Annotated in this window: 12 protein-coding genes; 1 reads left to right on the plus strand and 11 read right to left on the minus strand. The window is 35.9% G+C overall.

The window, feature by feature from the left end:
- Positions 1-45 precede the first annotated feature (45 nt).
- Positions 46-357 (plus strand): iron donor protein CyaY, encoded by a 312-nt coding sequence (cyaY, locus tag J3U56_RS02870; RefSeq protein WP_267333111.1) that lies wholly within the window; start codon positions 46-48, stop codon positions 355-357.
- 63 nt (positions 358-420) lie between these two features.
- On the opposite strand, the gene uvrD is transcribed toward cyaY, so the two are convergent.
- The 11 genes from uvrD to J3U56_RS02925 all read right to left on the minus strand — a co-directional run bounded on the left by uvrD (position 421) and on the right by J3U56_RS02925 (position 13,902).
- Positions 421-2,649, minus strand: a complete 2,229-nt coding sequence (gene uvrD / locus J3U56_RS02875) for a DNA helicase II (protein ID WP_267347975.1) — start codon at positions 2,647-2,649, stop codon at positions 421-423.
- A gap of 190 nt (positions 2,650-2,839) precedes the next feature.
- Positions 2,840-3,553, minus strand: coding sequence for a 5-amino-6-(5-phospho-D-ribitylamino)uracil phosphatase YigB (gene yigB / locus J3U56_RS02880; protein ID WP_267347976.1), 714 nt, complete (start codon positions 3,551-3,553; stop codon positions 2,840-2,842).
- The gene (gene xerC, locus J3U56_RS02885) at positions 3,553-4,476 is read right to left on the minus strand and encodes a tyrosine recombinase XerC (protein ID WP_267343822.1); all 924 of its coding nucleotides are present in this window, start codon (positions 4,474-4,476) and stop codon (positions 3,553-3,555) included. Before xerC ends, yigB begins: the two co-directional genes overlap by 1 nt.
- A gap of 8 nt (positions 4,477-4,484) precedes the next feature.
- A complete protein-coding gene (locus J3U56_RS02890; protein WP_081297465.1) occupies positions 4,485-5,219 on the minus strand; it encodes a DUF484 family protein in 735 nt (244 codons plus the stop codon).
- 128 nt (positions 5,220-5,347) lie between these two features.
- Positions 5,348-6,172, minus strand: a complete 825-nt coding sequence (gene dapF / locus J3U56_RS02895; protein ID WP_267333115.1) for a diaminopimelate epimerase — start codon at positions 6,170-6,172, stop codon at positions 5,348-5,350.
- Between the two features lie 120 nt (positions 6,173-6,292).
- Positions 6,293-7,543, minus strand: coding sequence for a diaminopimelate decarboxylase (gene lysA / locus J3U56_RS02900; protein ID WP_267366634.1), 1,251 nt, complete (start codon positions 7,541-7,543; stop codon positions 6,293-6,295).
- A gap of 11 nt (positions 7,544-7,554) precedes the next feature.
- Positions 7,555-7,695 carry an LPS translocon maturation chaperone LptM gene (gene lptM / locus J3U56_RS02905; protein ID WP_267366636.1) on the minus strand — a complete coding sequence of 47 codons (141 nt, stop codon included), beginning with the start codon at positions 7,693-7,695 and terminating at the stop codon, positions 7,555-7,557.
- 332 nt (positions 7,696-8,027) lie between these two features.
- The gene (gene recG / locus J3U56_RS02910; protein WP_267366638.1) at positions 8,028-10,121 is read right to left on the minus strand and encodes an ATP-dependent DNA helicase RecG; all 2,094 of its coding nucleotides are present in this window, start codon (positions 10,119-10,121) and stop codon (positions 8,028-8,030) included.
- A 5-nt stretch (positions 10,122-10,126) separates the two neighbouring features.
- Positions 10,127-12,235 carry a bifunctional GTP diphosphokinase/guanosine-3',5'-bis pyrophosphate 3'-pyrophosphohydrolase gene (gene spoT / locus J3U56_RS02915; RefSeq protein WP_267333118.1) on the minus strand — a complete coding sequence of 703 codons (2,109 nt, stop codon included), beginning with the start codon at positions 12,233-12,235 and terminating at the stop codon, positions 10,127-10,129.
- Positions 12,236-12,254: 19 nt separating this feature from the next.
- On the minus strand, positions 12,255-12,545 hold the full coding sequence (rpoZ, locus tag J3U56_RS02920; protein ID WP_267366640.1) for a DNA-directed RNA polymerase subunit omega: 291 nt from the start codon (positions 12,543-12,545) through the stop codon (positions 12,255-12,257).
- A 136-nt stretch (positions 12,546-12,681) separates the two neighbouring features.
- Positions 12,682-13,902 carry a CinA family nicotinamide mononucleotide deamidase-related protein gene (locus tag J3U56_RS02925; RefSeq protein WP_267366642.1) on the minus strand — a complete coding sequence of 407 codons (1,221 nt, stop codon included), beginning with the start codon at positions 13,900-13,902 and terminating at the stop codon, positions 12,682-12,684.
- Positions 13,903-13,904: the final 2 nt, after the last annotated feature.

Genomic DNA, 13,904 nt, shown 5'->3' on the forward strand with positions numbered 1-13,904 from the left:
GGTTTATGTTAAAATCTTTTCATTGTCTATTTAGATTATTTTTCTATGAATATAACCGAATTTCATACTATTACCGATCAACTTTATAATCAGATCGAGCTTTTTTTAGATAAATTTGCTGACGAACAAGACATAGATATTGACTACGAAACTAATGGCAATGTTATTACGATCAGTTTTCCTAATCACAGTAAAATTATTGTCAATACTCAAGAGCCGCTTTTCCAAATTTGGTTAGCTACAGCTAAACAAGGATACCATTTTGATTATGTCAATAAGCAATGGATTTGTAATCGTACAGATCAATCTTTTGATAAAATTTTTACCGAATCAGTACAAGAACAAGCAAGGTTGTAAAGTGTAATTCAACAAGGCTAAATATTGCACTTTGTCCTTGTTGAATCAGAATTTTTAAACTTTTTATAGTAATGTAAGATTTGCCAGTTTAACCACTAACCATTTTATTCCTTCATTAATAAAAGCAATCTGCACTCGTCTATGATCGCCTTCACCATCTAAATTAATGATTGTACCTTCACCAAATCGTTGATGTTTAACCTTGCGACCTAATACATAACCATCACTTTCACGTTGCTTTTCAAGGTAAGACTTTTTACGTTCTTGATAAAATTGTGCATCATGACTTAAATCATCAGATTTAAATTCTGATGAAGTTATCATACCTCGATAACTGACCTCATTAAGGTTTTCAACCGGTAATTCACTCAAAAAACGTGATGGTAAGTTACGTTCTTCACGCCCATAAAGTCGTCTTAATTCACATAACGTTAACGTTAAATGTTTTCGAGCTCGAGTAATACCAACGTATGCCAAACGGCGCTCTTCTTCCATTTTATCATTATCTTTAATAGAGCGTTGTGCTGGGAATATGCCTTCTTCTAAGCCAACGATAAACACATTATCAAACTCCAGTCCTTTAGCAGCGTGGAGTGTCATTAGTTGAACAGAATCTTGCTCTTTAATCACATCACGGCTTTCAAGTGAGGTAAAAGCTAAAAATGACTCTAATACTGTTAATGTTTTACCGGTTTGGCTATCTTCAATTACAGTATTTTCATTGATTTTAAAAAACTGTTCTGCTGCCGAAACCAGTTCTTCAAGGTTTTCTAATCTTGATTGACCTTTTATTCCTGGCTCTTGCTCATACATTTGCTGTAAACCAGATAAACGAATCATGACATCAAGCTGTTTATAAAAAGGTAACAAACCGACTTCATCATAGATTGAATCCATCAATTGTAAAAAGCGACTGAGTCCTGAACGCTGACGTTCAGTTAGCGAATTACTTTGGATTAACATTAAGCAAGCATCCCATAATGAAAGACTATGTTGCTTAGCTGTTAGCCTGACTTTATCAAGCGTGACATTGCCAATACCTCTTGTAGGGGTATTTATCGTAGTTTCAAAAGCCATGTCATTATTATGATCATGTAATAATCGTAAATAAGCTAAAGCCAATTTGACTTCTTGCCGCTCATAAAAGCGAATAGAACCATAAATTTGGTAAGGCACGCCTGATTGCAATAACGTATCTTCAAAAATTCGTGATTGCACGTTGTTTCGATATAATATGGCACAACTCGCGTAGTTTTCACCATTTTCATGGTGTTTTTTTATTTGACCAACTACAAATCGGGCTTCATCAATGTCATTAAAACCAACATAAAGTGAGATTTTTTCGCCATCACCACTATCTGTCCATAAATTTTTACCGAGTCTATTTTGGTTTTTAGCGATTAATATATTGGCTGCATCTAATATATTACTTGTTGAACGGTAATTTTGCTCTAAACGGATAATGTCAGAATCTGGATAATCATGAATAAATAATTGTAAATTGTCAGCATTCGCGCCTCGCCAGCTATAGATAGATTGATCGTCATCACCAACAATCATAACATTGGCAGTATGACCAGCCAGTTTTTGCACTAATCGGTATTGAATCAAATTAGTGTCTTGAAATTCATCAATCAAAATATTGGAAAAACGGTGATGACAATAATTTAACACATCATCATTTTGGCAAAGTAATTCGTAAACTCTTAAAATTAATTCTGAAAAATCAACATATCCTACTCTATCACAAATAGCTTGATAATCGCGATAGATGGTTTGCCACATGATTTGTTTAGGATCTTCAGGCGTGATATCATTAGCACGAAAACCTTTTTCTTTTTGGTTTGATATAAACGCAGCGCACTCTTTTGCCGACCACTGTTTTTCATCAATTTTCAATTCTCGAAAAATGCGTTTGATAAGCCGAATTTGATCTTCAGAGTCAATCAATTGAAAATTCGATGGCAACTTAGCTTGCTGGGCAAACATACGTAATAATCGGTGTGTTAATCCATGAAAGGTACCAATCCACATACCACTAAAGTACCCTTCTCCAACTAATGCTTCGATACGCTCTTGCATTTCTGCGGCAGCTTTATTGGTAAAGGTAACGGCAAAAATTGAATTAGAAGGGTATTGTTTTTCCATGCAGAGCCAAGCAATACGATGAACCAAAACGCGAGTTTTCCCACTTCCCGCACCTGCTAACACAACGGTATATTGGTTATCAGTAGTCACTGCATTTTTTTGTTCGGTATTTAGGTCGTCTAATAATGATTGTCTAATTTCCATTATAAATTAACCCATTTTGATAATACAAACCGGTAACCGGTATCAATTTTATATACATTATTCATTCTTTCATTATTTTTTAGATGTCGTATGTAGACGATAAGCAAATAGGATAAAAGATAGGTTTTAAATCACAGTAATTTATAATTACTGTCAGCTTTACTGTCTATTTATACAGACTTTGCAAGAATTATATCAGATTCTCTAATTCAGGCAATTGTGTTATCTCAATATGAGGTAAACATCTTGCATCGGTAAGCTGCAAAATATCTTGATCAAAAATATTTAGCCAGCACCCTAAAAATCCATTATTAACCGCGCCATTAACATCAGTTATTAAATTATCACCAACATGTAAAATATTACCAGCCGGTAGCGCTAGCCTATCGGCGGCTAAATTGAAAATTTCAGGAAAAGGCTTAGAACGACCATTAGCACCACCACGAAGGGAAAATTGAAAATAGTCACCTAAACCGATTTTGTTAATGTCAACGTTTCCATTAGTAATCACAGCTAAAGGAAATTTTGTTGCTAACAAAGCTAATAAAGTGTGGGTAGATTGAGGAACATTCATTGTATGGCGCCAAAAATTAAACGTTGTCATTGCATCATCAACTATCTGTGCAATCTTAGCGGTTGAAATTTTGGCTTTAATACAAAGCGATTTAATTGTCTCAATTCGCCAAATAATCACATCGTGATAAATTTCTGGATTGGCTGATAACACACCATTTTTTTCGACATGAAAATCAGTTAAAGTCACATTCTGTAATTGAGGACAAATATGCAGCGTTTTTATCATTTCTTGTTCAGATTTTTCAACAATTGTACTATTGTCATACAGTGTATCGTCAAGATCGAAAGTAATGGCTTTAATAGAATTAATTGAACGGTAAAAATGCATTATTTACTTCCTCTTTTCGCTCTGGGGTGTGCAGAATCATAAACTTCTGCCAAATGTGAAAAATCCAAATGCGTATAAACTTGTGTTGTTGACAAATCAGCGTGACCAAGCAATTCTTGTACAGCTCTTAAATCACCACTTGATTCTAACATATGAGTGGCAAATGAGTGACGTAATTTATGCGGGTGCACATGAACGCTTAAACCTTGTTTAACTCCCCATTGTGCAAATCGTTTTTCTACGTTGCGTGGGGATATGCGTTTACCTAATTTAGAAATGAACAGAGCATCATCTTGCGGTTCTAAAAAATCACGCATCGATAACCAATGCTTGATCCATTTTATCGACTCTCGACCTAATGGCAATTTACGCTCTTTGCTGCCCTTTCCCATCACTTTTATTTCAGCATCATTTAAATTTAACTGCCGGCAATTAAGATTAACGAGTTCAGAAAGTCGTAAACCCGAACCATACATAAGCTCAAGCATGGCTCGGTCTCGTACTGACAACGGATCGTTGTATTCTATATCCAAGAGTTGATTAATCTCATCAATATCAATATTTTTAGGCAAATGTTGCCCTACTTTAGGATTTAACACACCGCGTGCAGGATTGGCGACAATAAGTTCATTTTTTACCATCCAATCACAAAAACTTCGTAAGGCAGATAATCTTAAAGATAAGCTTCTAGCCTGTAAACCAGTGCGTTTACTCCGGCTAATTAATAATCTTACTGCCGATGAATCTAAATCTTGCCATTTATTCAGTTCGATTTCTTGCGCTAATGAAATCAGTGCATAGAGTTGACGTTTATAATTAATTTGAGTATTTAAACTAAGTTGCTTTTCTGATTTGATATAATTTAAAAACTGTTCGACTGGCTGAGTTAATAAATCGACATTTTTTTGAGATGAAAGATTCATAATCTGCCTTATTTTTTTCGCATGACCCATTTTTCAATTAATATTGGTAATATTAGACTAATTCTTTCTAATAACAATGTTCCTTGCTCAGCTTGATAATGATGAGGATCGGCACTGGTAAACATGAGCAACCCTAAATCGCCAAATTGACCTAATAACGATAAAGCAACTGAACCGACATAACCATGTTCTGGCAATAGAAAATCTAGCTCAGTAGTATTTAAAGTGCCCAAATACTGATGACTATATTGTAAATGCCTAACTCTTATAAAATCAAAACGTAGGCAATTTAATGCATAGTGATGATGAATAGAAGGTGCATTGAGTAACCATTTATCATCAAAAAGATATAAATAAGCGCCGCTAAGACCTAAAGATTTGGCCCAACTTTTTAATATATTATCTAAATCATTAAGATCGTTTGCTTTAATTAATTGTCCCTGCAAATCCATAAATTGATTGAAAAGCAATTCATTATTACTGGCATATTCCATCAATAAGGTAATTTCGGACTCTAACTGACCAATTTTATTACGTTGCCTTGCCATTTGCCATTCAGGTAATGAAACACCACCACGAATGGGATGAGGGATCTGCATGCTTTGGAGATGATTAGCATTACGAATAAAAAAATCGGGATTATCCATCAAATATTGACTGACTATTTCATCATTCAAATTAGGCTTGTCGGCAACTCGCCTTGTATATTTTGCTTTATGAGCGCGTGTTATTTTAGCAACCATGCTTAATCTCTGTTATCACTTATTTATAATATTTGTGTAAATAAAACTCAAAGAGAATCACTGCATCCATTTAAACTATTAACTTATTTAATGACGAATTTATGATTACAAAACGAATAATCTTATAGTTATATCGCAATAAATCCATCATAGACATGGGTTGCTGGCCCTGTCATATAAAGTGGTTGATTCATTCCCTGCCATTCAATTAAAAGCTTACCACCAGGCAAGTTTACATTGACTTTATTATTCAATAATCCTTGATTAATGCCGACTGCAACAGCAGCGCAAGCACCAGTTCCACAAGCTTGTGTTTCGCCAACACCACGCTCAAACACCCGTAAATCAATGTTGTTGCGATTAATGATATGCATAAATCCGACATTTGCTCGTTCAGGAAAACGTTCATGTTGTTCTAATAGCGGTCCAAGTGTGGCCACTTCAGCGGTGAGAATATTATCGACTTGTAGCACACAATGGGGATTTCCCATTGAAGCCACGCCACATAATACGGTGTTCTCTTGTGCTCGAATAATATAAGTTTTTTCTTCTTTTATTGCTTTAAACGGTACTTTACTTGGTTCAAAAATAGGTTGCCCCATATTAACTCTGACTGTTTCATCATCATTAACTGTTAGTACAATATTCCCTTTTACCGTGCTCACTTTTAAAACACGTTTTTTGGTTAAACCTTTTAAGCGAACAAATCTAGCAAAACAGCGAGCGCCATTCCCACACTGCTGAACTTCACTTCCATCTGCATTAAAAATTCGGTAATGAAAATCAGTATCTGGCGCATAAGGAGGCTCTACAAGTAAAAGCTGATCGAAACCAACACCTGTGTATCTATCAGCAAGGCGTTTTATCATTTCTGTTGAAAGATGAACATTTTGCGTTACCGCATCAATGACCATAAAATCATTTCCAAGTCCATGCATTTTTGAAAAGTTCATCGTCACTTACCTTCTATTAAAAACATTGTTATCTATTTACTTATTTTCACTATCCATTAAAAAGTAGTCTAGGATAATTAACAAGGCGCTGGTTAAGATGTTGATTAACCATAAATAAGATTATAGGGTCTCTCCTCGCCATAAATCATCAAACGATTCACGTTGACGAATAAGTTTGTGATGTTGTTCATCGGTCAGCATAACTTCAGCTGGCCTTGGATGGCTATTATAATTTGAAGCCATACTAAATCCATAAGCACCAGCACTACAAATAATTAACAGATCGCCTTGTTGCACTGAAAGCTCTCGCTGATATGCCAATACATCACTCGATTCGCAAATCGGTCCAACAACATTATAGATAAAACGTTGATCGGATGGTTTCGGTTCTTTTTCAGGTAAAACTCGCATCCAAGCTTGATAAAGCGCGGGGCGAATCAAATCATTCATCCCTGCATCAACAATAGCAAAATGATTATCATCTTGATGTTTGGTATATTCAACTTTCGTAATCAATAATCCACTATTAGCAACAATTGATCGCCCAGGCTCTAATAAAAGCTCAAGATCACGATAATTAGCTAATTTTTTCTTCAATTCGCTAACAATCAACGATGCTGAAGGCGGTTGTTCTTGATCATAACGCACCCCTAATCCACCACCTAAATCAATATGTTTAATATGAATATTTTCAGATTTAAGTTTATCAACTATCGCTAATATGCGATCGGCAGCATCAAGAAATGGTGAGGTTTCAGTCAATTGTGAACCAATGTGGCAATCAATGCCAACAATATGAATATGATCTAACGATGTTGCTTTACGATAAATATCTAATGCGGATTGATGGCTGATACCAAATTTATTTTCACGCAAACCTGTTGAGATATAGGGGTGGGTTTTAGCATCAACATCGGGATTAATTCTAAAAGAGATGTTTGCAATTTTATTTAATTTTTTGGCCACATCATTAATGCGATAAAGCTCGGCTTCGGATTCAACATTAAAACATTTGATGCCAACTTCAAGCGCACGTTCGATTTCACTAATGGATTTTGCTACCCCAGAAAAAACAATTTTTTTAGGATCCGCTCCCGCTATCAGTGTGCGTTCTAACTCACCTTGCGACACAATATCAAACCCTGCGCCTAATTTAACAAGCAAGTGCAAAACAGCTAGAGAACTATTGGCTTTTACCGCATAACAGATTAAATGTTTCCTATCTGTCAACTCCTTTTGGTAATCCAAAAACTGCTGTGTAATATATTCGGCAGAATAGACATAAAGTGGCGTACCGTATTGCTTTGCGAGTTCTGAAATTGCGACCTTACCGGCTAGTAATTGACCCTTTTCGTAATGTAAAAAATCCATTATTAATTCCATTAAACTGTTTGATTAAGCAGATGAGTGTTAATTGAAGCATTTGATTTTTCTGCGGGCATATAAAGTGGCCCTTTCAACCCACAACCCAATAACGTTAATATGACGAGCACTAATGAGAGTAATTTTATCGATGATTTCATACCAAGTTCACAATTTTTTCATTTTTGTAATGAGCACTATATTACACGATAGCCAAATTCGTGCAAAGCATAAATAAACATAACATTATTTAAGGGATTAATCTCGACTTAACAAGGCACAAACGACAAAGTGTAGTCAAAAATTATAATTAAGAAGGAAAAGAATAAATCAATATAACCAAGCGATTTATGAGATGACTCTTTTGAAATAAAAATGTGCAACTTGATCTTGTTGATAAAAGTTTTATCTCAATTTTATTAACTTAGTAAAAAACATGACAAGATTAATACTTTTTAACCAATTAATTTCACAAGTTACAAGAGTAATAATATTAAGCATTGATATATTTTTGACGATCAGGTAGCCAACACGCTATAAGTTGCTCAGCCATCTGTGGAGAGTTTTGTAGTAAAGGCAAGGAAACCCTCTGTATTTCACTAATTAAATATTGATCACGAATTAAATCAACCACTTTAAAATTTGCCATACCCATTTGGCGAGTCCCTAAAATCTCGCCACTTCCTCGAATTTCTAGATCTTTTTGGGCAATCACAAAACCATCATTGCTTTCACGCATCACCTTCATACGAGCTTGTGCAACCTTGCTCAACGGCGCTTGATACATTAATACGCAATGAGACACTGCACTCCCACGTCCAACTCGGCCACGTAATTGATGCAATTGTGCAAGCCCAAGCCGTTCAGCATTTTCAATAATCATTAAACTGGCATTGGGTACATCTACACCAACTTCAATAACGGTTGTCGCAACTAAAAGCTGAGTTTTACCGGCTTTAAAGTTTTGCATAACCGATTGCTTTTCATCAGATTTCATTTTGCCATGAACCAGTGCTATTGATAAATGTGGTAGTTTTTCACGTAATTCTTCAACTAACATTTCGGCAGCTTGTGCATCAAGCGTTTCAGATTCTTCCACTAACGTACACACCCAATAAACTTGACGATTATCCAAACAGGCTTGATTCACTTTTTCAATAATTTCTTCTCGTCGAGAATTAGGAATAACAACGGTTGTAATCGGCGTACGCCCAGGCGGTAATTCATCAATCACTGATACATCCAAGTCGGCATAAACAGTCATGGCTAACGTTCTTGGAATTGGCGTAGCGGTCATGATCAGTTGATGTGGGTAAATTTGATCTTTAATACCTTTTTGCCAAAGTGTTAGCCGTTGGTTTACGCCAAAACGATGTTGTTCATCAATAATCACGAGACCTAACTTAGCAAACTCCACTTTATCAACAAATACGGCATGTGTACCTATTAGCATGGTGATATCGCCGGCTTTGATACGTTCATACCGATCTTTTTTATTTTTTGCCGTTAAACGACCAGATAACCAATCAACGCTAATATTAAGCGGCTCAAACCACTGCTTAAAATTGTTATAATGTTGTTCAGCTAATATTTCGGTTGGCGCCATTAAAACGACTTGTTGATTATTTTCTATCGCATTTAATGCCGCTAAAGCTGCAACTAAAGTCTTTCCAGAACCGACATCACCTTGAATTAAACGCATCATTGGAATAGATTTTGCCATGTCTTGATATATATCTTGTACAACACGTTGCTGAGCATTGGTCGGTTTGAAAGGTAATGAGGCCAAAAACGGCTCAATATAGTGCTGATTTACCTGCATAGCATAAGCTTGTTGCTTTTGATTATCCGTTTTTAAGGTGAGCATACTTAAATGATAAGCAAGTAACTCTTCAAAAATAAATCGTTTAATAGCAGGGTGATTACCATTAGATAACTGAGCAATATCAGTATCAATAGGCGGATTATGAATAATATTCAATGAATCAAAAGCTGACAAAAATTGATTTGCTAGTGGCGCAGGTAAAATTTCTTCAGGTGGGTTGCGCTTTAGTAATAACAGTGCCGCTTGAATCAACTTACGAATCACATTTTGCGTTAAGCCATAAGTTGTGGGATAAATCGGCGTATATCTTTCTTGGGTTGGATCGGTAATTAATGCATTATCTTCTCGATTCGCTCTGACTTTATATTGTGGGTGGATAATTTCACGATAAGTTTTTCCATTTTTGATTTCGCCATAAGCACTCACCCATTTGCCGATAGCTAAACTGGCTTTCATACCTGCATTAAAATGCATAAATCGCAATATAGCGATTCCTGACTCATCTTGAATATGACAAACTAGCATTTGTTTACGCCGAAAAATCACTTCCGTTTTAATGATACAACCTTCGATAGTGGTGTATTCACCAATGCTACTGCTGCCAATTGCACAACAAGAGGTGCGATCTTCGTATCGCATCGGAAAGTGTAATAATAAATCCTGAATGGTTTGAATACCGAGTGTATGAAATTTTTTTTCTAAACTTTCGCCAATACCGGCTAATTTAATTAACGGAATATGGTTTAAAAAACGGTTAGCCATAATAACTAATTGACATTGCGAGTCACACTTACCACATCTTGCTGTAGCGATAACTTACGCATCAGTTCATTAAGTTGTTGAACATTTTTTACTTCAATTTGTAGAATAATCGTATAAATTTGTCGATCTTTTTCTTCAGTATTCAACCATTGAAGATGAGCTTGTTCATCATTAATGATAGACAAAACATGACCTAATGAGCCTTGATTATTGAGAATATCAACCCAAATTTCAGCAACAAAGAGCTGTTCAATATTTGGCGCCCACCTTAAGGGAATATATTTTTCAGGATTATTTTGATAGCCAGTAATATTACGACAAGATTCATGATGTACAGTTAATCCTTTTTCGGCACTAACATGCCCAATAATAGGATCATTTGGAATGGGATGGCAACATTTCGAAAATGTTACAAGTACACCTTCACTACCTGTGATGACTAATGTCTTATTCGCCTCTGAGTGATTATTCAGTAATGCCTTATGTTCTAAGCCTTTAACAATAAAGTGACTCATCACATTACCTAAACCAATTTCAGCCAGTACATCATCAAAAGTCGGTAATTTTGTTAATTCAACAATTCTTGCAATCTGTTTTTGCGAAAGCTCATCAATGCCACCGGTTTTAATCAAAGAGAGATTGAGCAAACGCCGACCTAATTCGATAGCATCTTCACGCTTTAATGTTTTTAAAGCTTGGCGAATACGAGATCGTGCTTTCGCACTGACAACAAAATTTAACCAATTCGCATTAGGACGACCTTCAGGAGAAGTAATAATCTCAACTGTTTGCCCATTACTTAATGGCTGAGAAAGCGGGAATGGCTTACGGTCAACAATCGCACCAATGCATTGATAACCTATATCGGAATGAACAGCATAGGCTAAATCAACTGCTGTTGAACCCTCTGGTAATTGAACAATACGACCTTTAGGCGTAAAGACATAGATTTCTTTAGGAAAAAGATCGGATTTAACGTTTTCTATGAATTCAAAAGAGTTACCCACGCTTTGTTGTAATTCTAATAAACTTTGCATCCAACGTTGAGCTTTAATTTGAGTAGTGGTGTGATTGAGCTCATCATTTTCGTTATATACCCAGTGCGCAGCGACCCCCATTTCGGCCATTTGATCCATATCCTCTGTGCGTATTTGCACTTCAACGGGAGTACCATGTGGACCAATTAATGATGAATGTAAAGATTGATAGCCATTTGCTTTTGGAATAGCGATATAGTCTTTGAAGCGGTTAAGTCTTGGTTTATATAAATTGTGTACCAAACCGAGTGCACGGTAGCAAGCATCGACATCTTTAACCACAATCCGAAAGATATAAATATCCATGATAGAGTGAAAGTGTTGTTCACGCATTTGCATTTTTTGATAAATGACATAGATATTTTTTTCAAGTCCTTCAACTTCAGCTTCAATATTGGCTTCAGCCAAACGGCCTCTAATCTCTGATAAGATTTGTTGGATTAATTCTTTTCGAGTACCTCGCGCTGCTTTCACAACTTTTTCTAACACTTTCGCTCTATTGGGGTGCATAGCAGTAAAGCCTAGGATTTCCAACTCGGTCTTAATATGATGGATTCCCAATCGATGCGCTAAGGGTGCATAAATTTCTAATGTTTCTTTCGCAATTCGTCTGCGTTTGTCAGGTCTTAATGCACCTAATGTGCGCATGTTATGAGTACGATCGGCAAGTTTAATCAATATAACTCGCACATCTTCGGTCATGGCTAACACCATTTTGCGAAAATTTTCGGCTTGCGCTTCTTGCCTGTTACGAAATTTTAGCTTATCAAGTTTGGAAACACCTTCAACTAAAATAGCGACATGCTTGCCAAATTCTTTTGTTATATCTTGAAAAGTGACGGGGGTATCTTCGATGGTATCATGTAAAAGTGCGGCAATGATAGTTTCATAATCAAGCCGCATATCCGCTAAAATCGTTGCGACAGCAACTGGGTGAGTAATGTACGGTTCACCACTACATCGGAATTGCCCTTCATGCGCTTTTTGAGCAAAAAAATAAGCTTTTTGAATCACTTCAACTTGTTTAGCTGGAAGATAAGATGCAACAATCTCTTTTAAGCTATCAAAATATTGCATAGGCAATTCTCAAAAAAACTTATTCGTACGAGGGAGTATTTTCGAGCAGAATCGATTCATGAAGTGCAGAACGAACTTCCGCTTCTTCATCTTGTAAAGATTGGAAATCAGCACTATCAAGAATTTGTTTATTGACAAGACCATCTTCTATTTCACGTAATGCTACAACGGTTTCCTTGTCGTTTTCTTCCGGAACTAATGGCGACTTATTTTCAACTTGTAATTGGCGAGCACGTCTTGCTGCAACTAAAACTAGATCAAAGCGATTACCAATTTTTTCTACTGCATCTTGAACAGTTACACGAGCCATTTTTACCTCTAATTTGTTTTACTAAATTACCTAATGTGAAAGATCGCTTATTGTACTTAATTTTAAGGGGAATTGTCCATATTTATATTATTTCACAATGTAAAATAAACACTCTTATAGTCAATGCCTAATAATATTAGGCGATAACTTCTAACCAGACATTTGGCCCAATTATTGGCATGTTTAGTAAGTAACGCCGTAAAGCATCTAAAGCAATCGCACAAAAAATTTTGCGCTCAGTTTGTCGATTTTGCAAACGACCAGTATATTTTAAATTACATTGCCAAACCTGTTTTGACGTTGCGATTAATAACGTAAATTCGCTATTTTTTTCACGAAAATTAACCAGTCCAAGCACAATATTTGCATGATTATGTTTTAAGACCTGTAAACAATACGATTTTGGATCTTCAAGTAACAAGGGTAGAATTTCTGATTTGACTAAAGGTGCAGCTGATTCAAACAATTGTGAGCCAACAATCCCAGCCGATTGCTGTTCAATAACAGCGATAGTCAAATTTTTATCAAGCAATAATCTAGAAACCAGTTGGGCTAAACCAAACGTATCTTGTTGGCTTAACACACCTTCAAATAAAAAATTGCTAGAAACAATAACTTTGATTTTAGACCATAATTCATCTATTTTATCTTTTTGAGACTCTGGTCCTGTTAGTTTTAATTCAATAATTGGCATTGCGGCACGATAGCCAATTATAATATCGTCTGGAATATCAATTTTAGCTTCAATTTCTGTGGCGAGATCACTTTCAGTTCGTCCCATTGTTGTTAATCGATAACACAATTTTTTATCAAAGGGTGGCAAGCGCTGCGTAATCTCGAGTAATATTGAGTTTTGTACCATTTCTTTAAATTCTGATGGTACACCGGGTGTAAAAAATAGCAAACAGTTGTTGATTTCCATTTTAAATCCACAAGCCGTGCCGATTGGGTTATCAATTAAAGAGGCACTTTCAGGCAACATTGCTTGCTTAATATTACTTGAAGGCATGGTTTTGCCACGACTAGTAAAATAATGTTCAATTTTAAGTAGCCAATCATGGTTTAATGTCAGTGATTCATTGTTAGCTTTAGCAGCAGCTTCGGCGGTTAAATCATCGCTTGTTGGTCCTAAACCACCATTAATAATAATAATGTCATTAACTAAGCTACGCTGCTTGAATGTATGAATCAATTGTTCTAAATTATCACCAACGGTATACCTTGATGTGATCGTAATACCTTCTTCAAATAGCAACTGCGACAACCATGTAGCATTAGTATCAATTATTTGACCATATAACACTTCGTCACCGGTGCTAATCATCTCAATTTTAGGCATTTTGCTAATTTGATTCATAA

The organism is Gilliamella sp. B2824 (genome assembly GCF_026536245.1).
GTDB lineage: Bacteria > Pseudomonadota > Gammaproteobacteria > Enterobacterales > Orbaceae > Gilliamella.

Excerpts from the sequence above, each read along its gene's own strand:
- rpoZ (WP_267366640.1), bottom strand. The coding sequence starts at position 12,545 with ATGGCTCGTGTAACTGTTCAAGATGCAGTAGAAAAAATTGGTAATCGC.
- recG (WP_267366638.1), bottom strand. The coding sequence starts at position 10,121 with ATGGCTAACCGTTTTTTAAACCATATTCCGTTAATTAAATTAGCCGGT.
- J3U56_RS02925 (WP_267366642.1), bottom strand. The coding sequence starts at position 13,902 with ATGAATCAAATTAGCAAAATGCCTAAAATTGAGATGATTAGCACCGGT.
- yigB (WP_267347976.1), bottom strand. The coding sequence starts at position 3,553 with ATGCATTTTTACCGTTCAATTAATTCTATTAAAGCCATTACTTTCGAT.
- dapF (WP_267333115.1), bottom strand. The coding sequence starts at position 6,172 with ATGAACTTTTCAAAAATGCATGGACTTGGAAATGATTTTATGGTCATT.
- spoT (WP_267333118.1), bottom strand. The coding sequence starts at position 12,235 with ATGCAATATTTTGATAGCTTAAAAGAGATTGTTGCATCTTATCTTCCA.
- J3U56_RS02890 (WP_081297465.1), bottom strand. The coding sequence starts at position 5,219 with ATGGTTGCTAAAATAACACGCGCTCATAAAGCAAAATATACAAGGCGA.
- lptM (WP_267366636.1), bottom strand. The coding sequence starts at position 7,695 with ATGAAATCATCGATAAAATTACTCTCATTAGTGCTCGTCATATTAACG.
- cyaY (WP_267333111.1), top strand. The coding sequence starts at position 46 with ATGAATATAACCGAATTTCATACTATTACCGATCAACTTTATAATCAG.
- xerC (WP_267343822.1), bottom strand. The coding sequence starts at position 4,476 with ATGAATCTTTCATCTCAAAAAAATGTCGATTTATTAACTCAGCCAGTC.
- lysA (WP_267366634.1), bottom strand. The coding sequence starts at position 7,543 with ATGGATTTTTTACATTACGAAAAGGGTCAATTACTAGCCGGTAAGGTC.
- uvrD (WP_267347975.1), bottom strand. The coding sequence starts at position 2,649 with ATGGAAATTAGACAATCATTATTAGACGACCTAAATACCGAACAAAAA.